This is a genomic window from Pirellulales bacterium, assembly GCA_035533075.1.
Taxonomy (GTDB): domain Bacteria; phylum Planctomycetota; class Planctomycetia; order Pirellulales; family JAICIG01; genus DASSFG01.
The window spans coordinates 1-25,167 of sequence record DATLUO010000269.1 but is presented as its reverse complement, the minus strand read 5'-3'; the positions used below and the strand labels follow the sequence as shown (position 1 = coordinate 25,167).

Genomic DNA, 25,167 nt, shown 5'->3' with positions numbered 1-25,167 from the left:
GTCGCCAAGGGTGGGTCGGCGCTCGCAAGCTCGCTTGTCCCACCCTACGACCGCGGCGGGCTGGTCGGCCGCGTGCGGTATGAATTCCGTGGCTGCCCCGGCGCGAAGTGCCATCACCCGTGCCACACCGTGGAGCGCTTACCGGCGCTGCACGTCGTCGACAATATCGGAAGCGATCTCGTGCAGCTCATGTCCAGTGGGCGAGACGCCGGACCAGATGGGGTCGTTCAGCACCAACACGCTCACCATCAGCAAGCAGACGTAGGTCAAGCCGGTCGACCACCAGCAGGGACTCCAGAGTTTCACGGCGGTGCCGAACGAGCTTTTCAAGTGGAAGCCGAACCCGGCCCGCTCGACACTCCAGATCTCGTCGAGAATCAAGTGCGACATGAAGCCGATCACCACCGCTCCCGCTTTGTAATAACGCAGCGGCAGATCGCCGGTGTTACATAACAAGAACGCCAGCCCGGCGAAGATCAGGCACATCGGTATGCTGTGAAAGATGCCGCGATGGATGCTGTGATGCCGCAGGAACCAGCCACAGCCAAACCGAATCAGCACATACAAGGCGGCCCCGGCCAGCACCATCGTCTCGTGCGTCCAGCCCATTTGTCGCGCGCGGTCGAAGAGGAGCATCGGCACGAAGGCGGCGGCAAACGACAGGCTCTCGCGCAACGGGATGCCGGGACCGCTGTCCAAGTCGGGGAGCATGCCCGACACGCTGCACAGACCGGCCGAAAGGATGCACGTCGGCAAGGGCACGTCGAAGAACAGCGCCGCGCCCGTTCCATAGGCGGCTCCCAGGGCCGTGCTGGCACTGATGTGGATTTTGAATCCCGGCATGGTGAATCCTTTCACGAGGGGACGATGACAGCGCGGGCGTAACTGTACCGGAAAGGCCCCCGTCGGCCAAGGCGGGTTTATGCTTCATGCGGCCAGAAAAAAGCAGCCCACCCTGGGACGCGTCCGTGTGTCCGCTGACAGGGTGGGATGCTTACGGGCGGCTCGCCTAGGGCGAGCGGTCCCGCCTTTCGCGGCCGGAGGGATCCCTCCCTCCTGACCCGCGGACGATCGGCAGAGGACGGTTGGTGGCCGCAAACCGTCGCCCATGATCGCCGCGCACGGCGAACCAACGGACGGACGACACTACCGAAAAACAGAGCAGCATGGCTGGTTCCTGCTAGGCGTCAACTCGCGGTTGAAAGGCTTGTTCCGCGATTTCATCGTAGCGCTGAGCATGATCGCCCAGGTAGGCCTCCCAACGTGCCCGGTCCCAAATCTCCAAGTGGTCATGCACGCCCAGTAACACCGCTTCTTTTGTCAGGCCGGCCAACTCGGCCAGTGCCGGAGGAAGGCGCACGCGGCCTTGGCCGTCGATTTCGACGCATTCCGCCCGTGCATAGAAAAGCCGGTTGAAACTGCGGACTTCGTTCTTGGTGGGCGACGATTCCGCCAACCGCCGCGCGAGCCGATCGAGCGTGGCCGTGTTATAAATCGCCAGCGATCCGTCGATTCCGGGAGTCACGTAAAGCTCCGGCTTGCCTTCGCCGATCAACGCGTCTCTTAGCCGCTTTGGGATCGCAAGGCGAAGCTTGTCGTCGACCGCACGCAGAAATGTTCCGGTCAACAGCATTACCACTTCCCCCCACTCATCCCCACAGTTGCCCCAGAATATCGCCGATTGTGGCCGCGTCAAGCAGGGGCGCGGCACCGCAAGCAGTTACGAATCGTTGAAACTCCGGAATGTCAAGGTGGGAAGGCAGTTACGTCGCGGCGATTACCCCTAAGTTGTCAAAAGAATTTTTGTGGGCCGGAGTTCTATCCTTGCCGTCCGGCCGTCTCCCAGAAGAGACGCTCGTAGGCCGCCACCATGCCCTCTAATCTGAAGTCCTTTGCTATCAGGGAGTTAGCATCGCCTAATCGGCGTAAGGCGGTGCCGTCGGCGGCCAAGATCGCGATTCGTTCTGCCAGGGCGCGATAATCTCCTCGCTCGACCAATTGGTCGCCGGCCGCCTCGCCGAGCAACTCACGCATCCCTTCGGCATCGGTGCCCGCCACAACCCTGCCGGCGGCCATCGCTTCCAACACCACGTTGGGCATGCCTTCCCAGCGGCTGGGCAGCACCAGCAAATCGCTGGCTTTCAGGATCTCAGGCACGTCGGATCTCCAGCCGGCAAAGTGGATCCGCGAGGCCACTCCGATTCGATCGGCCAGCGATTTCAAGCGAGCGTCCATTGGGCCGGTTCCGACGATCAACAAGTCGTGCCGCGGCAGGCGCTCAAGCCACAGCGGGCTATGTTCGATCAGTTCGGCCACTCCCTTTTGCGGCTCGAGGCGGCCGACATAGGTCACCGCTCGCCGTTCGCGGGCAAATCCGATCGCGGCGAGGTCGGCGGCGGCGGCGGTGGCCCACCGCTCAAAGTCGACGCCGTTTGGTATGACGACGACGCGGTCTTCGGGCAGGTGAAGCTGCGCACGTGAAAAGTCGGCCACGGCCCGGCTGACGCAGACGTAACGGTCGACGAGCCGGCCCGTGGCCCGATCGAGCCACAGGTGCCAACGTGCGCCTCGCTCGGCCACCCGCACGCCACAGTACACGTGTGGCACGTCCGCCAGCCAGGCAGCCCAGCGTCCCACGAAGTTGGCGTGGAACAAAAACGTTTGCAGCACATCGGGACGTTGCCGCCGCAGCAGGCCGGCCAGCTTCCGCACGACCGCGGCGACCTGCCAGGCACGCTGCGCGCCGAGAAAATGCGTCTCGACGCCGGCCGCCTCCAACAGCGGCAAGAGCGACCGCCGTTCGGGCGCGGGTCGCGGCGACAGGGCATAGACGACGGGAGCGAAACGTCGCCGATCGATCCGCGTCGCCAACTCGACCAGGCAGCGTTCCGCCCCACCGACGTCAAGCTCGGTGATCGCGAGGGCGATGCGCAAAGGTGAGATTGCGTCGGTCAAGCGTCCGGTCGCTCCGCACGCACATGATGGACCCACGCCGGCGGCACGTTCGACCAAATCCAATCTCGGCGGAACTCCCGGCCGTCGAGCAGCGCGCGCAAGGCCGAGCCGACGCCGCGCAAGCGGGCCCTTTCCGCCCGGCCGCTGATGATCGCCCGTGCCGGACGGATGCCGATGTATTCGAAGAACGACAGCGTTCCGCCGGGCGCGAGCAGCCGCATCATCGTGTCGAGAAGGTGCTCGACGTCGCCGGCCGAAAAGTTATTGAGCGGCAGCCCGGAAACGATCGCATCATAGGGCTGCTCGCGGGGGAGTTCTTGCACCGGGCAATGGATGATTTGCACCCGCTGGGCCACGGCGGCAAAAGGCGGTTCGCGCTCGAAGCGGTGCTTGAGTCGCTCGACGAAGGCCGAATTCAGCTCGACGAGATCGAGCCGGTCGCTGTGCCCCAGACGTGAAACGATCTGTCGCGTGACCGCCCCCGTACCGGGGCCGACCTCCAGAATGCGTCGGTCGCCGTTGCCGTCCGACACGTGACGCGCCAACGCCGCGCCCAGCGAGCGGCTGCTGGGCAAGATGGCGCCCGTGTGGTGGAAGTGGCGCAGGTATTCGCGGAGGAAGAGTCGATGATCGCGGAACATGGCAATGGGTGGTGGCACGCAGCGACAGGCATCATTAACCTAGCTATTTCAGCGGCAATGCCAATGCCTATTAGCAACCAACGTAAGGTGGGACCAGCGAGCTTGCGAGCGCCGGCCCACAGTTAGCGACGTCTTTTACGGTGGGCCGGCGCTCGCAAGCTCGCTGGTCCCACCTTACGACGGCGGCATAAAACTGGGATAACTTCCGGAACGCCGCAAGGCGAAGTTTTTTAAGGGCCAGGTTCTGCCCCAGCCACTACAACCAGGTGCCAAAATGAATGCTCTCTTACGCTCGAAGCTTGTTGCCGCCGGGATCGCATTCCTGGCCCTCTTGCAATCCGCACGTGCCGACGACGTTGCGAGCTTTCGCGCCGGCGCGGCGACGAGCAACATCACGCCACCGCTTGGCAGCGATATTGTGGGCGGGTTTCTGCCGATTCACTCGACGCACATCCACGATCAACTGCATGCCCGGTGCCTGGTGCTCGACGACGGCAAAACCCGCTTGGCGCTCGTCGTCTGCGATCTGCTTGGCATCCATCGCCTGGTCAGCGACGAAGCACGCAAGCGGATTGCCGATGCGGTCGGCATTCCTCGCGAAAACGTCCTGATCAGTGCCACGCACACGCACTCGGCCGCCAGCGCGATGGGGAGCGATCGTTTCAAGTACGATCAGCAGCCCGACGAGTATCAGCGATTCGTCGCCCGGCGTATCGCCGACGGAGTGCAATGCGCGGCGAACAATCTGCGGCCGGCCGAGTTGGCGTTCGTCAAAGTCGATGCCCCTGAGCACGTCTTCAACCGCCGCTGGTCGATGACACCGGGCAGCATTCCGCCGAATCCGTTCGGCGGTTCCGACTTGGTGAAAATGAACCCGCCGCCAGGCAGCCCCAATCTGCTCGAACCGGCCGGCCCCACCGATCCGACGGTTTCGATCATCGCGGTCCGCGGCCTCGACGGCAAACCGATCTCGGTGTTTGCCGCCTACAGCCTGCACTACGTCGGGGGCGTGGGACCGGGGCATATTTCGGCCGACTACTTCGCCGTTTTCTGCAACGAGCTCGCTCGGTTGCTCGACGCGGAGCGGCTCGACCCGCCGTTCGTGGCCATGCTGGCCAACGGCACCAGCGGCGACATCAACAACATCAACTTTCGGCAGCCGCGCCCGCCGCAGAAGCCGTACGAACAAATGCGCGCGGTGGCCGGCGACGTGGCACGCAAAGTCCAGGCGGGACTGGCCGGCGCCGCCTATTCTCGCGAGATCGCGCTTGCCGCGCGGTATCGCGAGCCGGACATCGGCTGGCGACAGCCGAACGAAGAACAACTTACCTGGGCCAAGAACACGTTGTCCGCGAAATCATCCACGCCGGGCAAGGCCGATTTGCCGGCCATCTATGCCGAACGCGCGCTGAGCATGGCCGACTATCCCCACGCGATGCCGATGCCGTTGCAGGTGCTGCGCATCGGGCAAGTTTGCATCGGCAGCATGCCCAACGAGGTTTTCTGCGAGATCGGGCTGGAGTTCAAGCGGCGCTCGCCCTTCCGTGATTCGTTCATGGTTTCGCTGAACCACGGCTATTACGGTTACCTTCCCACGCCGCGGCAGCACGACCTGGGCGGCTATGAAACCTGGCTCGGCACGAACCGGCTGGAAAAACACGCTTCCGATAAAATGTTGCACGAGCTCCTTGAGATGGCCGCGGATCTGAAAAAGGAGACGCCCTGATCCGATAGGCTTGACGAACCGGCGGGCGGCAGAGATACTTTGCAATACAAAGCAATTCGCCCGACTTCAGGCGACGAAGAATTGGAGGAGCGCATGCCGCCGTTAGACGAAGCACTGGCCCAGATTTCCGACATCCGCAGCCATCTCGCTCGCACAGAGACGTTTCGCGGTTATCGTTCGGCCATCGTCGCCTTCTCGGCGATCGCCGCGTTCGTTTCCGCCGCACTTCAGGCGTCGTTCGTTCCCAATCCAACCGGCACGCCAGGCGAGTACCTCGCTCTGTGGATCGGAGCGGCGGTGCTGAGCTTCGCGGTGGCCGCGATCGAGATTTCAGTGCGCTGCGCGCGTGCCGACTCGCCGCTGTCGGTCCGGCACACCTGTCTGGCCGTCGAGCAGTTCTTTCCCTGTCTTGTGGCCGGCGCGCTGTTGACCGCCGTCGTCGTTCGATATGCCGGCGAATGCCTCTGGATGCTGCCCGGACTCTGGTCGATCGTGTTCAGCCTCGGAATCTTCGCCTCCTGGCGGTTGCTGCCCCGCCCGGCGTTTTGGGTTGGGGTCTGGTATCTGGTCGCGGGCACGGTCTGCCTGGCGACGGCGCACGGCGTTTATGCCCTTTCGCCCTGGGCCATGGCCGGCACGTTCGGCGTCGGACAAACGCTGGCGGCCGCGATTCTGTATCAGACACTGGAGCGCACATGACCCTCTCTGATCGTCTGCCAGAAAGGCCGGGGCGGTTCGCCTACGACGGGTTGGAACGCGTCATGCACGAAAAGGCCAGGTTGGGCATAATGACGTCGCTGGTCACCCATCCCGAGGGACTGCTCTTTGCCGATCTCAAAGAGCTCTGCGCACTGACCGACGGAAATCTGAACCGGCACCTCAAGGTCCTTCAGGACGAGGGCCTGGTCGAGATCTATAAGGGGACGAGCCGGAAGCGTCCGCAAACGCTTTGTCGCGTAACCGCCAGCGGCCGAGAACGATTCGTCGAATACGTTTCGGTGCTGGAACAGGTGATCGCCGATGCCGCCGTGGTGGCCCGCGAGCGGGACCGCTCGGCAAAAGCGTCCGCCAATTCCAAACCGAACCTGCTGACCGGCTTGTCCCCCGCTTAGAACCCTTCTTGCCGCCTGCTGAGGAAACCGTTACGTCCATTTACTTTGCAATACAAAGTGACTTGCCACTACCCCGCGCTGGATTCATCCCATGCTGCACCGCCTTCTTTCGTCGGTTCCTGACGATCCGTTCTACCAACCGCGCGCGCCGCTGTGGATCGCCAGAGAGCTGGTCGAAGCGCCGAGTATCGACGGCCTGCATGCGGGGCCGATCGAGCCTCGCTACGCGCTGCTCATCAACCCGTTTTATCCGAAGGATCCGCACGCCAGTTTCGGCAAGCACGTGTTGACGCCGACGCTGGCGCTGACGAGCGTCGCGGCGGCGACACCGGCCTCGTGGAGAGTCCGCTATTGGGACGAAAACCTGCTGCAAGGGCCGCCGCCGGTCGATCCGCTGCCGCAAGTTGTCGGCATCACGGTGCATCTCACCTTTGCACGGCGTGCTTACGAGCTGGCGGCCTGGTTTCGCGCGCATGGTTGCCAGGTGGTGCTCGGAGGGCTGCACGTGCTGTCATGCCCGGATGAGGCGGCTCCGCACGCCGACGCGCTGGCCATCGGCGACGGCGTGCAATTGTGGCCGGTGGTCCTGGCAGACGCGGAGCGAAGGTCGCTGCATCCGCGTTACCGGGCAGGCTTTGAGCGGTCCTACGATGCCGACCCTGTGCCGCGCCGCGACCTGCTGCCCAAGCAGAGCTTTCTGACCACGACCAGTCTCATTGCCACGCGCGGCTGCCACAATCGCTGCGGATTCTGCTACCTGAGCACCAAGGGGCTTTCGATGCCTTACCGCGTCCGGTCGGCCGCCGACATTCGCCGGCAATGGGAAGCAGACGACGAGCCTTACGCGGTGTTCATTGACAACAATCTCGGCTCGAAGCCCGACTATTTGCGCGAGCTGTGCCGCGAGCTGCGGCCTCTCAAGCGGATATGGAGCGCCGCGGTTTCGCTTGATGTCACGGACCGCCCGGATGTCGTCCGCGAGATGGCGCTGGCCGGTTGCACGGGCGTGTTCATCGGGTTCGAATCGCTTTCCGACGAAAACATCGCCGCGGCCGGAAAGCGCTCTCCGCGGGCCGAAGACTATGCGGCACGCGTGCGCCTGCTGCACGACCACGGCATCCAGGTGAATGCGAGCTTCGTTCTCGGCTTCGACCAGGACCGAAAAGAGAGTTTTTCACGGCTGGCCGAGTGGATCGAATCGAACCACATTGAAAGCGGCACGTTTCACATCCTGACGCCTTATCCGGGCACGCCGCTTTTCGCGCAACTGCGGTCCGCGGGGCGCCTGCTGCACACGAACTGGGATCTGTACGACACGGCCCACGTGGTTTTTCGACCGAAGCACATGTCGCCCGAAGACCTGCAATTGGGCTACGACTGGCTTTACCGTTGGCTTTATTCTCCGCGCAGCATCTGGCGTCGGCGGCCGGCAGACCGCTCGGCGGTGCTCCCCTACTTGGCGATGAGTTACCTTTACAAGCGGAGCAATCGCTTCTGGCACCTGCTCATCAAGCACCGTCTCGTTCACACCGTCTGGAAGCCGCTGGTGCGTTGGACGCGTTGGCGCCACGTGCGCTTCCGCGAGCGATTGGCGGCCGACGCGTCCTCGCGCGTACCGATGAGCGGATCGGTTGTGTCGGCGAGCGTGTGACGAGACGGCGCGATTGCCGAGCGAGTCGGCTGTCGGCTCACTGGCCAGTCAGGCGGTTTCCTTTACCAGCGGACTGGCATAGGGAATCTCGATGCCGTGCGACTCCAAGACTTTTTCATAGAAGGCCAGACGCTCGCCGAGCTCGGTGCAAAGCGCGTCAGCTTCACCGGCGAGCTCCTCGTCGCCGCAGCCCTTTGCAAGGCGGCAAATGTCTGCGGCGCATCGGTAGAGCCTCGCCAGGCTGTCGCCCTGAATTACCATGCCGGGGAAATTGCGCCCCGGAGTCCTTAGCACAACGTGATTGATCGCACCCGACAGTATTTCGACGGTAGCTTCTTTTTTCATTCTTCGAACTGCGTTATGGTTTAGTCTACCGGGTCGGATGGTAGGATTCAATAAAGCCAGCATGGATTGCCTGAATCGACGTACGCATCGGAGGTTCCGAATCCTTACTTACGGCCCAGCCGTTGACATTTGGGGCAACAAAACGTCGAACGCTGGGCCTGCACGATGCGCTCGATCCTCCCTCCGCACGCGCCGCACGCGTCGCCAGCCCGGTCGTAGACGCGGTGATGATTCTGATAGTTGCCCGCCTCATTCAAGGCGTTGCGATACGTGCCGTCGGCGAGCGTCGAGCCTTCGTGCAAGATCGCGTCTTCGAGCACTTCGCGCATGGCCGCGTGAAGGCGCCGCCATTCCGCCGGCTTCAAGCGGTCGCAGCGCCGCCGCGGATGAACGCCCGCCAGGTGCAGGATCTCCGAGGCATAGAGATTGCCAATACCTGCCAACGCCCGCTGGTCGAGCAGGGCCACCTTGATTTCCCGCCGGCTCGACGACAAGCGGTCTCGCAACGTCTCGACCGAAATCTCCAACGCATCGGGACCGATGCGGTTGAGTCCGTAGCGGTCGCCGAACTCGCCGGGCGACACCAGCCGGACCGAACCGAGGCCGCGCCGGTCCCAAAACCAAAGGTCGCTGGCGCGGCCGCCCGCCAAGCGCAGGCCAAATCGCAAGTGCTCTCGGTTCGGCGGGTCGCTCACCAGCACCAGGCCGGTCATGCGCGGCTCGATGACGATGGCGTCGCCGCCGGTCGCATTGCGCGCATCCAGCCGCAGCACCACACGCTTGCCGATGCGGTCGATAGCCACGATCGTGCGGCCCACCACTCGGCGGCGAAAGCTCGCCGGTGCGGGCACGATTTCAATCGGCCGCAAGCGGCACCGCGGCAACACCACGCCGGCAATCCGGCTTTGCAACACCGGCAGAATGCCGCGCCGCATGGTCTCGACTTCAGGTAGTTCGGGCATGCCGGCATTGTAGGGCGGCCAAAGCGAGTTGGCGAGCGGCCAACTCGGTAGGGAACGCCCTCCGTGGTGTTCCGCGGTGGCTGGGGCAGAGCCGCGCGCTCGGCGATTTCCCCACCTAACGCTCAGCCGCGGCGATGCCCCGGTAGCGCCACCACCGGGGCATCGCTTGGCCGCCACGCTTTTTGCCGCGCCGACCGCTGCCTGGCCAAGCTCTGCCCCAGCCACCGCGAATGTCCTATTACCGAGCGCGCGAAGTCATAGCAACCATCACGCCGTAAGATCGATGCCCTGACTCGGAAGCGGAGAGCCGGCCGACGCGGTTTGCTCGCCGTTACTTGACGGCTGAAGCGTCGCGAAGAAGTTGTCCAGCACTTGCCGCGCATTTTGGCGTGCATCCGAGCGGTTCGACGCCTGGGAAAACACTTGCTGCAGGTTGTTGATCACGCTCTGCCGCTGGTCGTCGCTGACGCCATATTGTTCGAGCGTGGCGGACACTTGCTGGGTCAACGAAGCGCCGATGTCGGAGAGCGACGAACCCTGCTTGAAGGCCTGATCGAGCTGCTGATACAACGTCCGCTGCAACTGGTCGAGCGAAGTGGGCGCCGGCCCGCCGGGCGTGCCCGCGGTACTCGTGGCTTTCAGGGCCGCCAGCGCCGAGGAGAAGGTGGATGTTGTCCCCGTGGGATTGACACTAGACATGTTTGCTCCGACTGTCGAGGCTCCCCCCTCGTACACAGTGGCGGAAAGTTTATCGGCGATGGCGAGGCAAAACTTCAGTCAATTATTAGAGGTCGAATGAGAATCGCGTCGGTGGCCCAAGTCAAAGCCAACCTCAGTTCGTTTGTGAAGGCGAGCGCCACGGGGCCTGTCGTGGTCACGCGGAACGGTAAAGCCGTGGCGGTGCTGCTGGGAAATGGCAGCGCCAAAAAGCGGCGGACGAGACGCCGCCCTTGACAACGGATCGCGAGCCAACTCATGCCGCGGCCGCCCTGCTATAATGGTTTCACGAAGAATACCAAACAGGGTTATTCTGCCGCAGATAGGCGATCCACGCGTTGGTGTCGAGCAGGTAGGTCACGGCAGCTCGTCCCGCTGTTCGTATTCTCCCTGTTCGGGACGCTCAATGCTTCTTTCAGGCCCGGTAACATTATACGCGACCGCCGTGCTTCATGCGTCGCGGACATTTCGAACAGAAGCAGACAAAGGAAACGAAGGAGTTTGTCGGCCCCCTCGTTGCCTTCGTTTGCTTCTGTAGCGTCCGTCGTCGGTAACGGGCCGCTTCACCTTGGTCGATCCGCTCTTTGGCAACGGACCACGGACAACGGACCACGGACCACGGACCACGGACTAACTACGGCAACTTCACCTTACTCGGGTCGTTCTTCCAACCGTACTTGGCGGCGAATTCCTTGGGCGAGAGCAGCTCTTGCCCGTCGGCCGTTTGCACGACGTAGACAAGGTCTTCTTCGGCCCAGGGCGTGCCGAGATAGTGCCCGTCCGGGCTGATGACGGCGGCCTGCCTGTCCGGTAACGGTCGCATCGTGGCGAGCAGATCGCCGCTGGCGGTGTCGATCACGCGCACGCCGGCACCGGGAATAAGGAGAAATCGGCCGTCGTCCGAGAACCGAGGCACTAATTGCCATTGCAGGTTAGTGGAAATGTGTTCGCGCGTGCTGCGTTTTAGCTTGCCGGTCGCGGCGTCCCAAAATCGCACCGCGAGCGAGTCGGCGGTGAGCACGGTTGCCCCTTGGTCGTGCCAGCCGAGGGCCAGCACCGATCGGCGAACGTGGGAAGCTGTGCCGAGCGCGGCGTGTCCGCTCAACGCGTGCCGCACATTCAGTGACTCGTCGCAGAGATAAACGGCGCCGTCATCGCATGCGACGGCCAGCGTGCGGCCTGCGGGCGACCACGAAAGGCACAGGACATCCTTGGGAAACCCGCAAGCCGCCGGCCGCTCTTGGAGTCGTGAATCGCGACATCGTATTGATGGATTGCGGCATCGCTGGCGGACGCCACGCGTTGGCCGTCGCTCGACCATGCGAGCGATCCGATCGCCGCTGTGTGCGGCTCAAGGTCGATCACGTGCCTGCCGTTTCCAAGTTCCCAAATGCCGGCGATCGTGCCATCGTTTGTGTTCTGCACCGCGGCAACCTGCTGTTGATCGTGCGAGACAGCGCAAGGAATTCCGGCGATCGACCACCGATTTAGCATCGGAAGTTCACGAGTCTGCCACTGGCCGCCATTGGTCGAAAGCCGGTTGCCCGCACCTGATGTGAATAGCGTGCCATCGCTAATCCAAGAGGCGAACTGTGCTCCAGCGATGGATGGAACCATCTCAATACGCGTTGCCGGTGCTTGCCGCCAAACGCTCGGCGTGGGACCGCCGGTGAACAGATTACCGCTCTGGGAGATGCCTGCACAGTGACTCAAGGGCGCCTTCGAGATTTGCCGGCGCATTCTTGAACGCAGGTCAAGCACCGTAATCGGCATCTCGTCCCATTGCCCGCCCGACGCGATGACCTGGCCGTCGGCCGACTCAGTTCGGCGAGGCTGTTGCAGTCCGGCTTGATCGACACGCTCGCCGCTGGCGACATTCCAGATCTCACATCTCCCCGCCTGGTCCGACAGCCAAACAAGTAATTTCGAGCCGTCATCGAGCCATGCCGGGCTTGCCACAAAGCCAGCAGACGCATTTCCAGCCGGCAGCTTTTTGAGCAGCGTACCATCATCAGGATTCCAAATGCACGTTGCGCGTGCGCCTTGGCTCGCCAGAGAATGCCCATCAGGCGACCAGGCTAAAAAGCCGCCGTCCCCACCGGAATCGGTGAGCGCGCGGACGAGCTCGCCTGTAACCACGTCCCAAATCTGCACCGCTCCGGCGCCGCCGGCCGCCAATCGCCTGCCATCGGGCGCCCAGGCGAGGGATTGCTGCGTGTCGAACCTCTGCTCCCTAACCGTGGGCAGAAGCTCGCCGGTCTGTACATCGACTAGCCACGGGCCGTGGGGGCCTATCGCGGCTAACATCTTATCGTCAGGCGACCATGCGAGGCCACGGATCCAGTCGGTGCCGACGGGCGTTGCCCAGATTAGTTTTCCCGCGGGGACATCCCAGAGATGGATAACGGAGCGGCTCAGCTCCGCCGAGGCGAGCCGCCGACCGTCGCTCGACCAAGCCACGGCGCCAACCGGCGAAGCGTGGCCCAATAGAAGTTTGGCCAGGCGAGGCTTTTTGCCGGTCGCCCAATTAAAGACGCGTACGTGGCAATCGTCGCCCCCGACCGCCAGCAGCTTGCCGTCGGGACTGAGCGCAAGCGAGTTCGTCTGCTGGAGGCTCACCCATCCTGATGGCGAAACCGGCTCCAGCGACCAGCTTTCGACGCCGGGCAAACTCGCGGGTTGCTGCACGGTGGCCAGCGGACTAAGTGATTTTGGATTTTCGATTTTGGATTTCGGATTGGCGGCGTCCGGCTGCTCCTTCGTTCGGCCACCGTAGGCATCACGCTCCGCGTGATGGTTTCCCTCACGCGGAGCGTGAGGAGTACGGTCGCTTTGCAGCCGAGCCAAGCCGGCGCCATGATTGCCGATTCCCAGGACCGTCGGATCGTTCCGCCAACCATACTTGTCGGCAAATTCCTGCGGTGAGAGCGTTTCTTGCCCGGCGTCGGTCTCGACGACGTAGACCAATTGCTCGTCGGTGCGCGGTGAAGCGCGGAAATGACCGTGCGGGCTGACGGCCAGTGTGCGGCCGCGCGTACATGAGTACAGCGTGGCGACCATGCGGCCGGTCGCGGCGTCGGCGAGTTGCACGGCGCGGTCGGGACCGCAGTAAGCCACGTAAGCGCCATCCGGCGACCAGACCGGCTGCCCGGTGTGGGCCTGCGCGCCGAAGCGTTCCAGCCAGCAGATCGCCTCGCCTGAACCGGCGTTCCAGACGCGTCCTAAGCCGGCGATGCGCGTGCCGTCGGGCGACCACGCCAACCGCGCGCCCTCGGCGACAGTCACGGAGGATGGCCTTCCCAGGCCGTCCAGTTGCAATTCTGCCACTCGCTTGCCCGTCTCGACCTCGCGAATCTCGAATCGCTCACCGTTGCCCAGCGTAAACGCCAGCCGCTTCCCATCCGGCGACCATTCCGCCGGCGCGGCAATATCGAGCATTCCAAGCTGCTTGCCGCTGGCCACGTCCCAAATCGTCGTCTTGTCGGCGATCGTGGCCAGGCGGCTGCCGTCGGCAGAAAGTGCCGGCGGAAGCTTATTCGCGGTGACAATCTTGCGCAGCAACTTTGGTGGGTTGAGCGCATGCACGGTAACGTGCCCGGCCTCCGCCAAGGCGATGAAGTCGCCGTGGAGCGACGGCGATGCGAGTGAACCGTGTGCAGTCGGAGCGTTTTGGACTACTTGTCCCGTCGTGCCGTCGCAGACCATTGAGTAGTCGTAGTTCAAAGCGCGGACCAATGCGCCGTCGTGCGACCAGCCGAGCGCCGTTATGTCATGCGCCGGTTGCATGCTGCGCACACGCGGCCGGCACGCCGCGACATCCCAAAAACATATTTGGTTGTCCTCATTGCGAGCGGCGAGCGTCGCACCGTCGGGCGACCAAGCGGCCGCAAAGCTCGGCACATGCGGTACGTAGAACAAGAGGTCATCGCGCACGACCCGCGGTTCGGCTTCCGCGAGGTCGATGATACGCAATCGGCCGCCTGCCGCGCTGAAAGCCGCGACACTCGTTCCCGAGGCAGCCACCGCGAATTGCAAGGAGCCCTCATCCGTACTTACCGGGAACGAACGGCTGACTGAAGACGAATCCGTGTTCCAGACGAGGCCCGTACCTGGTTCAAGAAAGGTCGCCGCCACGGCGATGAGAGCTTCGCCCCGGGCGCTGAATCGCGGCGGAGGGAGATAACCTGCATCGCGGGGAAATGCGTAACCCGGCAGCGCGCCGAGCGTTTTGCCGGTTTCCGCGCGCCAAAGTTCGATTTTTGTCTCCTCTTTTGACTGCTCGGACGCCCTGACGGCGGGCGCCGCCAGCAGCACACCGTCGGCACGCCAAGCGAGTGTTTGGCCCCCGAGGACCGAGGACAATCGGCCGGTGACCACGTCGAGCACCGCGTTGCCAAAGGCCAGCCGCTGGCCGTCGTGGGACCAGCATAGACCCTGTGGCGCAGCTACCCAGATCGGGTTTGTTTCGTCGACGTCGCTCCACGCCGCCGGAATGGTTTGAAGCAAGTCGCCGCTTGGCATGTCGATGAGCTCCAGCAGGTTGCGGTTATTGCCGCGACCGCGCCGCAGGCCGATGGCCATCGTTTTGCCGTCCGGCGACCAGGCGGCTTTGTAAATGTAATCAGCCGGCTCGACGGGCAGCGTTTTCACGAGCTTGGCGGTCTCGACATCCCAGACGCGAATCAGGTCGCGATCGACCACCGCGAGTTGTTTGCTGTCGGCCGACCACGACATCGAGCCGCGGCCCTGATTGCGACCGACGATGATCCGCACGAGCTTGCCGGTGGTGGGATCCCAGAGGCGAATGGTGCAGTCGTAGCCGAGCGTGGCGAGCCATTTGCCGTCGGGGCTGTACTCGGCCTCATAGATCCCGCCGCGATGCCCGATCGTCTCCAGCGTCCAACTCTTCACGCCCTCGATCGCCGCCGGCTGCGTGACGATGGCTGCGGAACTGAGAGATTTTGGATTTTCGATTTTGGATTTTGGATTTTGGATTGATGGCGGAGATCTTAGGGCTTGGGTCTTCGGTCTTAGGAGCTTGCGGTTGTGGCTTTGCCGCTAATCTGTCGCCGCGAAGCGCGTCAACGACCAGCACCAGCCGGAAACCGATGCTGACGGGGGCACCGGTCGGGGCACAGGAGAAATGGTGGGCGGATTGGCAGGCGGATCCGCTGTCGCCCCAGTCGCCGCCGCGGAACAATCGTAGCGAGCCGCGCGACGATGGAGTTTTGGGGTCGATCGCTTGCTTTCCCGCAAACTGCTCATAAGACGCTGCCTGCCACGAGTCCTCGATCCACTCCAAGACGTTTCCATGAACGTCGAAGAGCCCCAACGGGTTTTCCGCCAGTTCTGCGACTTGGTGCGTCCGCCCACCCGAGTTGCGACCGAACCAGCCGGCGGAAATCAGGTCTTCTTCCCGGTCGCCGGTCCAAAACTTTGTCGTCGTTCCGGCACGGCAGGCAAACTCCCATTCGGCTTCCGTCGGCAGACGGTAGCCGTTCCCTTTTAGCGGCGTGACCGTGTCGTCAGCACGAAAGTAGAACGGCTTCAACGCTTCATGGCGGCCCAGGTTGTTGCAAAACTCCGCGGCGTCGTTCCAGCTAACGCCGTCGACCGGAAAGTTCGCGGTGTCGAGATCGGCGACCTGTCGCACGAAATCATTGTCGAGTCCAGTCTTGGCGAAGTACGAGGGATTCACGCCCGTCACCACTTCGTACTCTTTCTGCGTCACTTCACGTGTTGCGAGATAGAAAGGTCGCGTCAGCACCACCTTGTGCTGCGGCGATTGGCTTTTGATGCACTCCTGCGACTGCTTGTCGTCTGGGTTGGCGACCTTGAGATGCTCCTCGATCTCCGCCAGGGTGCTGCCCATCGTGAACTCGCCCGGCGGAATGAGGACGAACTTCATGCCGATCGAGTTGGTGTGTTCGACCGGCAGCTTCAGGTAATCGGCCCACGCTTGCTGGTGCTTTTTGGCCTGCGCGGCGTCGAAGGGGGCAATGGCCGGCGCGGGTGCATCGGCAGGCCAACCGTGCCAACCAGGGGCGGTTCGACTCGACCTTGGATCCTTGGGCGGCGCGTTTTCATTCGCAGGATGCTCGGCGGTCGTGGCGCCGCCCTTAGTCGCCAGCAAGTCTTCCGGCAGCTTGCGTTGCCCGATCAGTTTGTCGCCCAGTTTCACCTCGACCCGGTCGGCCGAGAGTGTGACGGCGACCGTCACGGCGTCGCCACGCTTGAGGAGCAGCTTGTCGGTCTCGAACTTGAAGTCGCCACGCTCGACCACGAGCGTCTTGTCGCCGGGCGAAACTTTCACGTCAGCGCCGTTGTCGGCTTGTTTGAACGTGATGTCCGTGCCTTTGACCGACACCTCGATTTGCGGATCGTTGATCTCGACCCGGAGTGTGCCGTTGTTGGTTTGGAGGAAGAAGACGACGCCGGCCAGCACGGCCGCGGCGGCGGCCGCCACGGCGACGAGACCGCGGCGGCGCGGAGGGGCGGGAGGAGTGGGAGCGAGGGAGGGAAGGGGCGAGGGGGAGACTGAGGGAAGGAGCGAAGGAGCGAAGGAAAGAGTCGCGTCTTGCCGCTCTGTCGCTGCGTCTCTCTGTCTCTCCATCTCCTCTTGACGAGGCGGGCTGGGAAGCCGACCCTCCCTTTCCGGAACGCCACGGAGGCCGTTCCCTACAGATGCCAACCGCTCAGCAACCTCGCTCGCCGTTTGCGGCCGGCCGGCGGGATCCTTCGAGAGCAGCCAAACGATCAGCTCGTTCAACTCCGCCGGCAACTCCGCGTTCAACTCTCGCGGCGGGCGGGGTTCGTGCGTCGTTACCGCCAAGAGCGTCGAAAGCGTGTCGCGGCCCACGAACGGCCGCACGCCGGTGGCGATGTGGTAGAGTAGGCAGCCCAAGCTGAAGAGATCAGCCCGTGCGTCAATCTCCTCGCCCCGGCCCTGTTCGGGCGCCATATACGAGGGCGTGCCTAACAACGCGCCGGTTTGCGTGAGGTGATCGTCCGCGCCGGCGGCACGGGCCAGACCGAAATCGAGAATCTTGGCGCGGCCGTTGGCGGCGTCGAGCCAGATATTGCCCGGCTTGATGTCGCGATGGATCAGCCCCGCGCGGTGGGCCGCGTCGAGGCCCAGCGCGATCTCGCGGCCAATGCGCAGGATTTCGGGGAGGGGGAGCGGATCGGATTTTCGATTTTGGATTGGGGTCTTGGGCCTTGGGTCTTGGGTCTTAGCCTCCTCCGTTGCTGAAACCTGAACCCTGAACCCTGAACCCTTCTGCAGCCTGTCCGCCAGCGTCTCGCCGCGCAACAGCGGCATGGCGATGAACGGGATGCCGCGGTCGTCGCCGACCTGGTAGATCGGCACGATGTGGTCGTGCTCGACGGAGGCGGCGGTCTGGGCCTCGCGCACGAAGCGTTTGCGCGAGGAAGAGCTGGCCGCCAGCGAGGGCTTCATGGCCTTGAGCGCCACGCGCCGTTTGAGCTGCAGGTCTTCGGCCTCGAACACCACGCCCATGCCGCCGGATCCCAGCACGCGCAGCACCCGATAGTTTCCCAGGCGGCCCAACTCGTCGGCTGCTTGGGCGGGGGCCAGAAAGTCGATGTCTTCGTCTTCGAGGTCGGACGTGAAGGTGCGGCGCGGACCCAACTCCGAAGTCGGCTCGTCGGATGCCGAGCCAGCCGGCGTGGCGTCGCCCCGCGCGGCGCGACCCAGCGATCGACCACCACCCGCGCCTGGTCGCGATACGCGGCCATTTCGGCCGCCGCGGCCGGCCCTGCCCGCATCGCCTCGACCAGCGTATCTCCGCCGCCCAACTCGACCAGCGTCGCCACGCACCGCTGGCATTCCGAGACGTGCTGTTCCAACTGTTCCGATTGCGTTTCCGGCAACAGACCCAGCAGCATCCGCTGAAGTTCGTCACGATCGGGGCAAAGCGAGGTGGCCATAGAGGTTTTGGGTTGGGGGTTGGGGTTCAGGGTTCAGGGTTCAGGGTTCGGGGTTCAGGGTTCGGGGTTCAGGGTTCGGTAACTGGAGTCCAAAGTTCGCGTCTAAAAGAACTATGCGCGAGAAGCGAAAACCTAACACCTGCCGGTCAATTTTTTTTGTAGCGTGGGCATCGCCCACCGGCCCGCAACCGCCACTTTCCTGAACCCTGAACCCTGAACCCTGAACTCTCCGTTACTCCCACATACCATTCAGCTCCGCGCGCAACCGCCGCAGCACACGGCCTTTGGCGACGTAGACGGCGGCGGGCGTCAGGCCCAGCTCCGCGGCCACGTCGGCGGCCGAACGACCGGAGACAACGTGTTCCCAGCAGGCTTGCCAGGTCGTCGGCTGAAAGTGTGCCCGCATCAACTCCAGAGCGAGGCCCACGAGCTTCTGGCGGTATTCCTGTTCCCAGAACGGGTCGAGCACGGTCGGATCGGGCAGCTCGCCCAGCCGCGGGTCGTCGGGCGACATGGCGTCGGGCAGCCGCTTCCGCCGCCTTTCGAGCAGCTTGTGCTTGGTCACCGTCCGCAGCCAACCGCGGAAGCTGCGCTCGCGGTCGTAATCGAACGTGGGCAGCTTATCGACCAGCACGGCCAACACGTCCTGCACGAGGTCGGCGGCGTCGTGATCGCGGAGCCCCGCGCGATAGGCCCAGGCGAACAGCAGTGGCGTCGTCAGCTCGACCAGCCTTCGCCAGGCGTCGGTATCGTCCGGCTGCCGCACGCGTTGAAGCAGACTGATCGGCGTCGTATCCATCTTGGCGGATGCCCGAAATCTCGGCCGGGAAAGGACGGCGCCACCCTCCGCGCCGCTCGAAACCGCATTCTGCCTGAAACGGGGGGGAATTGCAAGTTTCTTTTCCGAAGCCCCGCTAATTCCTCTTTTTCCGGTTTTCGGCCGTGAAGCCAACGGCAACGCCGGGGCCACCAAGAAAACCAAAGGCAAATATGCTGTGTGGGTCTACATGAAGGTGAGTGGTCAATGGGTGAAGCAGCCTGAGCGGACCTTCCAGACGGACAGCACCCAAGCCGCAAACGACTATGTCGCTCAGGTTAGGGCGACGAAGGCCTGGACGGCGACGACGAATGCACCGGAACCCGCGGTGGAACCGCTCGTCGGCAAATGGACCGGCCGCGAGACCAGCCACAGCTATTCCCTGCCGGTCGAGTATTTATTCCATTCCGACGGCACTTTCCACGTGACGTATCCAGATGGGAGTGCCCGTGGGACCTGGTGCCGGTCCGGGCGTGGTTACGCATTGTCACTACCGAACACTGCGGTGACCCCGGCGGGAACGTGGGTGGTGATTCCGCAGAACGGGAAGATCAACCACTCGGGGCCGCACCCCGAAGGAGGCACCGTCGCCGCGGTTCTCATTCGCGGCAAGTGAGGCTTCATCCGGGAGTGGTGTCCCGCCGAGCTCGCGGCCGGTACGTCCGCGCTCTGTGGGCGGCCGGCCGCAAGTTTTCACTTCTCGGCGTCAGCTTCGCTCATCGTCCAGCAATCGTTCCAGACGTGCGCGCGTTCGCGCAAGCACATTCCGCACGGTCCGGTCGGTGCGGCCGACCTGAACGGCGATTTCTTGCTCCGTGAAGCCTTGTAGGCGGAGCAGCTCGATTTGGCGATCGCGCGCGTCCAACCCATCGAGCAGCCGTTCGACGAGCTCGGCCAGAGAGATCGCTTCGGCCGGTGTGGGGCCGCGGGCAATCGGTTCCCAGGCCGCCACCGAGTCGTCCGGCGACGCGGGCGACGCGGCTTCCAGCGCAATATTGCGGCAGGCGGCACGCAGATACTCAATACGATGCCCGCACTTGCGCAGCGTGATCGTGGTCAGCACGCCCCAGGCATTGCCCCAATCGTCGAGCTGAAAATCGCCCCGCGACAAGCGGACAAAAAAGCTCTTGTAGGCCGACTGCACGACGTCTTCCGGATCGACGCGGCCGCCGACCGCGGAGTCGAGCCGCGTGCGCGCCAGGCCGATCAGCCGCCGCGTAAAGCGCTCGAACAGCAGCCTGCCCGCCTCTTGATCGCCGCTCTTGACGCGCTCCAGCAGGGCCTGGAACTCAGGATTGATGGCCATGAAGAAGATCATTTTCCGGCTAACGAATCGGATCCGCATTTCCAGCATAGCGGCTCATACCAGCTCGTCGCCAGGTCGGCCGCGTGACTCACCAACTCTTTTCAGGAGGCCGAACCGTGAAAGTCAGCCCGAATTTGTTTCGCCGCCGTCTTCATGCCCTTCGCTGCGAAACCCTCGAATCGCGGCAGCTCTTGTCGATCTCGCCCATTCCAGGCGCCTACACACCGCAGGAAGTCACAAGCGACTACGGAATCGACCATGTCCACTTCGGCAGCGTTCACGGCGACGGCAGCGGCCAAACGATCGCCATCGTCGATGCCTACGACGACCCTACGATCCAGCAGGATGTGGCGGCATTCGATTCGCAATTTGGCCTGCCCCAGCCAGTTCTCACCGTCGAGAACGTTGAAAATGGAATACCGACGACGATCAGCTCCTCCAGCGGCTACCGGAACCCCTACGCCGTTCCGCCGCAGCCATTCGGCAACTGGTCCTCGGAAATATCGCTGGATGTCGAGTGGGCCCACGCCATCGCCCCCGGAGCGAATCTAGTGTTGATGGAAGCCAACGGCTACACGCCCACCGATCTATCGGCCGCCATCAACGCTGCGCGATCGGCGCCTGGGGTGTCGGTTGTTTCCATGAGTTTTGGCGATCCGCCGCCCCCTTCGGTTTCGACGAGCAATGGAACGGCCTGGTCGCCGGCGACAGACAAATACAGCGACAGTCTGTTCACGACGCCCGCCGGCCATAACGGCGTCACGTTCGTGGCCGCCTCCGGAGACCGCGACGCTTCGCCGCACGATTACTCCGGCCCGTATTCAATATTTCCTTCGGCATCGCCAAACGTGATCAGCGTCGGCGCAACGGACTTCAGCTCCAGCGGGCAGCAAATCGCGGCCAGCTACAGCGGCGGCGGCCTCTCCACCTTATCGGCGCCATGGTTCCAGGTTCCCAATGTCACCAACTCGGACGTCCGCAGCACGCCGGACGTCGCGTTTTTGGGCGGCGAGGACAGGGCCTTCCCGATCTACGATTCGTACGCAGCCCAGCAGGCCGGTTCCCAGAGTGCCTGGACCGTGGAGGTGGGAACCAGCGCCGCCGCTCCGCAGTTCGCGGGACTGATCGCCATCGCAAACGAAGGGCGCGCGCTAAACGGTCTTCCCACGCTCGACGGCCCCACGCAGACGTTGCCGATGCTGTATAGCCTTCCTTCCTGGGATTTCAATGACATTACCCAGAACGCCCCCTACGACCCGTCGCACGAACCGTATCCATTTCGATATTACGCGGCGGGTTCCGGCTACGATTTGGTCACCGGTCTAGGCGCTCCCGTCGCCGTCAATCTCGTTGCGGATCTGTCGACCGACACCTACGGCCTGAATGGCTACTCGCAAGTCGGCAACGGCCGGGCCTCGCAAATCGCCGCAGCCGTCACGGCGAACGGCGACCCGGAGCTATTTGCCATTAGCGCGGTCGACCAGCAGGTTTATTACCAGAACCTCGATGCCGCCGGCACGCCCGATGCAACGGGAACGCCGACTCCGAATTACTTCAAGCTTGCAGGACCAGGAAAAGCGGCGCGGATCGTCGTGGGCACCGATCTACAGGGTCATGCCGCGGCGCTGTTCGCGATTAGCGGCAACGAGATGGTTTACGAGCTGCAACTGAACGCCGATGGCAGTCCCAATGGAGGCTATCAACTCGTGACGGGGGGAATTGCCCAAAGTATCGCGGTCGCCACTCTGCCGGACGGCGAGTTTGAGTTGTTCGCGATCAGCGCGGCGGCGCCCCACCAGGTCTATTACGACCTGGTGCCGCCCTCACCCTCAACTGCGAACTCGGGGTGGCTGTTAGCCGGCGGTCCGCCAGCGACGCAAATCACGGTCGGCCACGACGCGAGTGGCGAACCCGAGGTCTATGCAATCACCTCGCCCACTTCTCAGGTCTATGAGCTTAAGTTCGCGGCCAATGGCGGTCCCCAGCTCATTCCGGGCACGGCGGGTAACTTTGTCGCCCTCCCCCTGTTTGCGTCGCAGGTTGCCGCGGCCTCGGATCACTTTGGGGACCCGGTATTGTTTGCCATTTGCAGCGGCCGGATCGACTCGCTGCATCTCAACAGCAACGGCGATGTGACCCTGCCGTCAGGCTTCACCGCCGCTCCGTCCCTGATCGACACGGGCACCTGGGCGCAGATCGCACTTGGCGAAGACGCCGGCGGCAACCCTGAATTGTTCGGCATCAATAGCGCCGATCAGCAGACCTATAACATGGTTTTCGACCAAAACGGGCAATCGCGAAGTGCTTTTTATCTCGTGCGCAAGGGCCCCGCGGCGCAGATCGCAGTCACGCCGGACGCGGCCGGCGGCGGCCAGGAGCTGTTTGCAATCAGCGGAGTCGCTACGCCGCAGGGCATCGCGGGCAACGAACTGACGTGTGGCCAGAGAATCGGGCCAGCGGGCGATCCGGTCTTGATGGGCGTCTATGCCACAAGCTCGTTATCCGATCCCGGCACCAAAAGCAGCTCGCCACTTCAAGCGACGGGTGGCTACACGATCGATGCCACGGCCGGCGGCGCCATTTCGCAGCAGATCGTCGCCAGCTTCACCGACCCGGCGGGGACCGGCGACGTCGCCTTCTATTCGGCGACGATTGATTGGGGAGACGGGAGCTCGTCGTCCGGGACGATCGTAACCGATTCGGCTGGCGGGTTCGAGGTGCTCGGCGCGCATGAGTACGCCACCAACGGCGACTTCACGATTCAGGTCGATATCGAACGCGGCACGGACCCGGATGTCGCCGTGAATAGCCAGGCCATCGTTTCTGCCGACACGACTCCCGCGCCGGGCCAACTCGATCTGACGGACGCGGTTTACGTTATCGGGCCGGGCGCGGACACGGTGAGCGCGGATAACGGAATGTTGAAAAACGACTCCGCAACAAGCCCGCTCACGGTGGCCACCAGCACCGTCACCGGCGCGCAAGACGGCACCTTCGCTTTTAACGCCGACGGCTCGTTTACCTATACGCCCACGGCCAGTTTCCCCGGCTTCGACAGCACGCAGGTGAGTGTCAGCGACGCTCAGGGCCATCAGGGAACGGCCACGGTCACCGTGCTCTCGCAACATGCGAGCGTGGTCTGGAAGTTTTACGAATCGGTACTCGATCGCGCGCCTGATCCGGGCGGCCTGCAGTTCTGGACGAATTACTTCAACAACGGCGGCAACACCGGCGCCATGGCCTTCGGGTTTTTCGAGAGCGACGAGCTGCTCAGCAGAGTCATCACCGGCTATTACGAACAATACCTGGGGGCGCGAGCCGGAAGCGAGCGGCCTGAACCATTGGGAGGCGGTCTGGCACGCGACGGGCGGGCCGGAAGGGATCAAGGCCGGGTTTGCGGCGAGCACCGAGTTCTATACCGACGCCGGCGGCACGCCGGAAGCATGGGTGAACGCGCTCTACCAACGCGTCCTGAGCCGCGAGCCGGATGCGCCGGGCTCGCAATACTGGACGACTTGGTACGAACAGCGTTCGGCGGAGGGAATGGCCGCCAGCGATATCCAGACCGCCATCGCGCTCTTTTTCTTCAACAGCGAAGAGGCCTTCGGCAACGATGTTGCCGGCTGGTTTCAGGAGTACCTGGGGCGCGCGCCCCTCCAGAGCGAGACCGACCATTACGTCGCCGATGCTGCTCTGCGAATGCGTGAGCGCCTATTTGCCGACGGACAAAGAGCAACGGCAGCAGTTCGAAGACATGGTTCGTAACCATCCGGATGCAGGAGTACAAGCGATGGAAATGGGATTGTTAGATCACGTCGAGCAGCGGGGAATGGAACTTGGGGTACTGAAGGGACAGCGCGAACTGGTACGTGAGCAGCTTGAGTCCCGCTTCGGGCCACTGTCGGCGACAGCCGTGGCATGCCTCGAAGCCTGGCCCGGTGAACGTCTGCGCGAATTGGGCCGTGCCCTTGTATTGGCCGACTCGCTTGTGGAACTCGGACTCGCTGCCGCAGAACCTGGCGACGCGGGGTGATGACATGATTGATCGCGGTCGAACAATGCGCCAATGAACCCTCTGATTTGCCGCAACCTGACGCACGTTTATGGCAACGACGAGACGAACGAGGCGGCGGTCGTCGGCGTCGCGGCCGAGTTCCGCGCCGGCGAAACGTGCGTGCTGATGGGGCCGTCGGGGTCGGGAAAAACGACCCTGTTTTCGATCTTTGGCTGCCTGCTCGCGCCGACGCAAGGGGAACTTCATGTCTGCGGCGTGCCTGTCCACGCCGCGCCGCCGGCAAAGCGAACGGAGCGGCGCCGTACCGCGATCGGGTTTGTGTTTCAGCATTCGCATCTCTTGCCGTTTCTGTCGCTGGAAGACAACCTGTTGGCAATCGGCCGCAATGCGGGCGTGCCCCAGAACGAATTGCGGAAACGGGTTGATGGCCTGCTGGACCGGCTCGACGTCGCGGGCTTGCGGCATCGCCGTCCGCACGAAGTAAGCGGCGGACAACGACAACGGTTCGCAATTCCCCGAGCGCTGCTGCACACCCCCAAGATCGTGCTGGCCGACGAGCCGACTGCGGCCCTCGGCTGGCGGCACGGCGAGGAAGCAGTCCGGTTGCTGATCGACGAAGCGCGGTCGGTCGGGGCGCTGTTGATCGCGGTCACCCACGACGCGCGGCTCGCGCCGCTGTTCGACCGCGAACTGAAGATTGAGAACGGGCGGATTCGGCAAAGCGACGACCGCGGAGAAGGCCGACCAGGATGACACAGATTGGCACGCATGAAAGGAAGTCTTTTGAACAGAAGCGAACAAAGGGAACGAAGTGAAGACGGGGTGGTTTTCTTCTCGCCGCCACGTCCTGGGCTTGCCCCAGGCGGGCGATGATGGAAAGCCAGATGCGGCCCCGATGATTCCCTTTTCACCTTGTCGGCGGCGCGCGTCCCGCCTTCTGCCGCCGCGTCGCGGCGGCAGAAGGCGGGAC

Annotated in this window: 20 protein-coding genes; 8 read left to right on the top strand and 12 right to left on the bottom strand. The window is 63.5% G+C overall.

Annotated elements, in window-relative coordinates; all coding sequences use genetic code 11:
- Positions 1-138 precede the first annotated feature (138 nt).
- The 4 genes from VNH11_33645 to VNH11_33630 all read right to left on the bottom strand — a co-directional run bounded on the left by VNH11_33645 (position 139) and on the right by VNH11_33630 (position 3,596).
- A complete protein-coding gene (locus tag VNH11_33645) occupies positions 139-843 on the bottom strand; it encodes a metal-dependent hydrolase (GenBank protein ID HVA51335.1) in 705 nt (234 codons plus the stop codon).
- A 337-nt stretch (positions 844-1,180) separates the two neighbouring features.
- Positions 1,181-1,627 (bottom strand): division/cell wall cluster transcriptional repressor MraZ, encoded by a 447-nt coding sequence (gene mraZ, locus VNH11_33640; protein ID HVA51334.1) that lies wholly within the window; start codon positions 1,625-1,627, stop codon positions 1,181-1,183.
- A 191-nt stretch (positions 1,628-1,818) separates the two neighbouring features.
- Complete coding sequence (locus VNH11_33635) at positions 1,819-2,934, bottom strand: glycosyltransferase (protein HVA51333.1); 1,116 nt, start codon at positions 2,932-2,934, stop codon at positions 1,819-1,821.
- A gap of 17 nt (positions 2,935-2,951) precedes the next feature.
- Positions 2,952-3,596, bottom strand: coding sequence for a methyltransferase domain-containing protein (locus VNH11_33630; GenBank protein HVA51332.1), 645 nt, complete (start codon positions 3,594-3,596; stop codon positions 2,952-2,954).
- A 274-nt stretch (positions 3,597-3,870) separates the two neighbouring features.
- On the opposite strand from VNH11_33630, the gene VNH11_33625 reads away from it, so the two are divergent.
- The 4 genes from VNH11_33625 (at position 3,871) to VNH11_33610 (ending at position 8,085) form a co-directional block, all read left to right on the top strand.
- On the top strand, positions 3,871-5,322 hold the full coding sequence (locus tag VNH11_33625) for a neutral/alkaline non-lysosomal ceramidase N-terminal domain-containing protein (GenBank protein HVA51331.1): 1,452 nt from the start codon (positions 3,871-3,873) through the stop codon (positions 5,320-5,322).
- A gap of 93 nt (positions 5,323-5,415) precedes the next feature.
- Positions 5,416-6,021 (top strand): hypothetical protein, encoded by a 606-nt coding sequence (locus tag VNH11_33620; GenBank protein ID HVA51330.1) that lies wholly within the window; start codon positions 5,416-5,418, stop codon positions 6,019-6,021.
- Positions 6,018-6,434, top strand: coding sequence for a transcriptional regulator (locus VNH11_33615; GenBank protein ID HVA51329.1), 417 nt, complete (start codon positions 6,018-6,020; stop codon positions 6,432-6,434). Before VNH11_33620 ends, VNH11_33615 begins: the two co-directional genes overlap by 4 nt.
- 91 nt (positions 6,435-6,525) lie before the next feature.
- Positions 6,526-8,085, top strand: coding sequence for a radical SAM protein (locus VNH11_33610; GenBank protein HVA51328.1), 1,560 nt, complete (start codon positions 6,526-6,528; stop codon positions 8,083-8,085).
- A gap of 48 nt (positions 8,086-8,133) precedes the next feature.
- Here VNH11_33610 and VNH11_33605 read toward each other — a convergent pair whose 3' ends face one another.
- The 7 genes from VNH11_33605 to VNH11_33575 all read right to left on the bottom strand — a co-directional run bounded on the left by VNH11_33605 (position 8,134) and on the right by VNH11_33575 (position 18,858).
- Positions 8,134-8,430 carry a hypothetical protein gene (locus VNH11_33605; GenBank protein ID HVA51327.1) on the bottom strand — a complete coding sequence of 99 codons (297 nt, stop codon included), beginning with the start codon at positions 8,428-8,430 and terminating at the stop codon, positions 8,134-8,136.
- 104 nt (positions 8,431-8,534) lie between these two features.
- Complete coding sequence (mutM, locus tag VNH11_33600; GenBank protein HVA51326.1) at positions 8,535-9,392, bottom strand: bifunctional DNA-formamidopyrimidine glycosylase/DNA-(apurinic or apyrimidinic site) lyase; 858 nt, start codon at positions 9,390-9,392, stop codon at positions 8,535-8,537.
- Between the two features lie 267 nt (positions 9,393-9,659).
- Positions 9,660-10,091, bottom strand: coding sequence for a hypothetical protein (locus VNH11_33595; GenBank protein HVA51325.1), 432 nt, complete (start codon positions 10,089-10,091; stop codon positions 9,660-9,662).
- Positions 10,092-10,743: 652 nt separating this feature from the next.
- A complete protein-coding gene (locus VNH11_33590) occupies positions 10,744-11,226 on the bottom strand; it encodes a WD40 repeat domain-containing protein (GenBank protein HVA51324.1) in 483 nt (160 codons plus the stop codon).
- 2 nt (positions 11,227-11,228) lie between these two features.
- A complete protein-coding gene (locus VNH11_33585) occupies positions 11,229-15,020 on the bottom strand; it encodes a WD40 repeat domain-containing protein (protein HVA51323.1) in 3,792 nt (1,263 codons plus the stop codon).
- Positions 14,971-17,760 (bottom strand): bifunctional serine/threonine-protein kinase/formylglycine-generating enzyme family protein, encoded by a 2,790-nt coding sequence (locus VNH11_33580; GenBank protein ID HVA51322.1) that lies wholly within the window; start codon positions 17,758-17,760, stop codon positions 14,971-14,973. Before VNH11_33580 ends, VNH11_33585 begins: the two co-directional genes overlap by 50 nt.
- 531 nt (positions 17,761-18,291) lie before the next feature.
- Positions 18,292-18,858, bottom strand: a complete 567-nt coding sequence (locus VNH11_33575) for a sigma-70 family RNA polymerase sigma factor (GenBank protein ID HVA51321.1) — start codon at positions 18,856-18,858, stop codon at positions 18,292-18,294.
- Between the two features lies 1 nt (position 18,859).
- On the opposite strand from VNH11_33575, the gene VNH11_33570 reads away from it, so the two are divergent.
- Complete coding sequence (locus VNH11_33570) at positions 18,860-19,492, top strand: hypothetical protein (protein ID HVA51320.1); 633 nt, start codon at positions 18,860-18,862, stop codon at positions 19,490-19,492.
- A gap of 90 nt (positions 19,493-19,582) precedes the next feature.
- Here VNH11_33570 and VNH11_33565 read toward each other — a convergent pair whose 3' ends face one another.
- Positions 19,583-20,182, bottom strand: coding sequence for an RNA polymerase sigma factor (locus VNH11_33565; protein ID HVA51319.1), 600 nt, complete (start codon positions 20,180-20,182; stop codon positions 19,583-19,585).
- A gap of 116 nt (positions 20,183-20,298) precedes the next feature.
- Between VNH11_33565 and VNH11_33560 the strand changes: the two genes are divergently transcribed.
- From VNH11_33560 to VNH11_33550, 3 genes are read left to right on the top strand one after another with little or no spacing between them, the layout of a single operon-like run.
- Positions 20,299-23,889, top strand: coding sequence for an Ig-like domain-containing protein (locus VNH11_33560; GenBank protein ID HVA51318.1), 3,591 nt, complete (start codon positions 20,299-20,301; stop codon positions 23,887-23,889).
- Entirely contained in the window at positions 23,868-24,215 is a 348-nt protein-coding gene (locus tag VNH11_33555) for a hypothetical protein (GenBank protein ID HVA51317.1), read from the top strand. Before VNH11_33560 ends, VNH11_33555 begins: the two co-directional genes overlap by 22 nt.
- Before the next feature lie 33 nt (positions 24,216-24,248).
- The gene (locus VNH11_33550; GenBank protein HVA51316.1) at positions 24,249-24,950 is read left to right on the top strand and encodes an ABC transporter ATP-binding protein; all 702 of its coding nucleotides are present in this window, start codon (positions 24,249-24,251) and stop codon (positions 24,948-24,950) included.
- Positions 24,951-25,167 lie beyond the last annotated feature (217 nt).

Excerpts from the sequence above, each read along its gene's own strand:
- VNH11_33645 (HVA51335.1), bottom strand. The coding sequence starts at position 843 with ATGCCGGGATTCAAAATCCACATCAGTGCCAGCACGGCCCTGGGAGCC.
- VNH11_33630 (HVA51332.1), bottom strand. The coding sequence starts at position 3,596 with ATGTTCCGCGATCATCGACTCTTCCTCCGCGAATACCTGCGCCACTTC.
- VNH11_33625 (HVA51331.1), top strand. The coding sequence starts at position 3,871 with ATGAATGCTCTCTTACGCTCGAAGCTTGTTGCCGCCGGGATCGCATTC.
- VNH11_33620 (HVA51330.1), top strand. The coding sequence starts at position 5,416 with ATGCCGCCGTTAGACGAAGCACTGGCCCAGATTTCCGACATCCGCAGC.
- VNH11_33615 (HVA51329.1), top strand. The coding sequence starts at position 6,018 with ATGACCCTCTCTGATCGTCTGCCAGAAAGGCCGGGGCGGTTCGCCTAC.
- VNH11_33610 (HVA51328.1), top strand. The coding sequence starts at position 6,526 with ATGCTGCACCGCCTTCTTTCGTCGGTTCCTGACGATCCGTTCTACCAA.
- VNH11_33605 (HVA51327.1), bottom strand. The coding sequence starts at position 8,430 with ATGAAAAAAGAAGCTACCGTCGAAATACTGTCGGGTGCGATCAATCAC.
- mutM (HVA51326.1), bottom strand. The coding sequence starts at position 9,392 with ATGCCCGAACTACCTGAAGTCGAGACCATGCGGCGCGGCATTCTGCCG.
- VNH11_33595 (HVA51325.1), bottom strand. The coding sequence starts at position 10,091 with ATGTCTAGTGTCAATCCCACGGGGACAACATCCACCTTCTCCTCGGCG.
- VNH11_33575 (HVA51321.1), bottom strand. The coding sequence starts at position 18,858 with ATGGATACGACGCCGATCAGTCTGCTTCAACGCGTGCGGCAGCCGGAC.
- VNH11_33565 (HVA51319.1), bottom strand. The coding sequence starts at position 20,182 with ATGGCCATCAATCCTGAGTTCCAGGCCCTGCTGGAGCGCGTCAAGAGC.
- VNH11_33555 (HVA51317.1), top strand. The coding sequence starts at position 23,868 with ATGCTGCTCTGCGAATGCGTGAGCGCCTATTTGCCGACGGACAAAGAG.
- VNH11_33550 (HVA51316.1), top strand. The coding sequence starts at position 24,249 with ATGAACCCTCTGATTTGCCGCAACCTGACGCACGTTTATGGCAACGAC.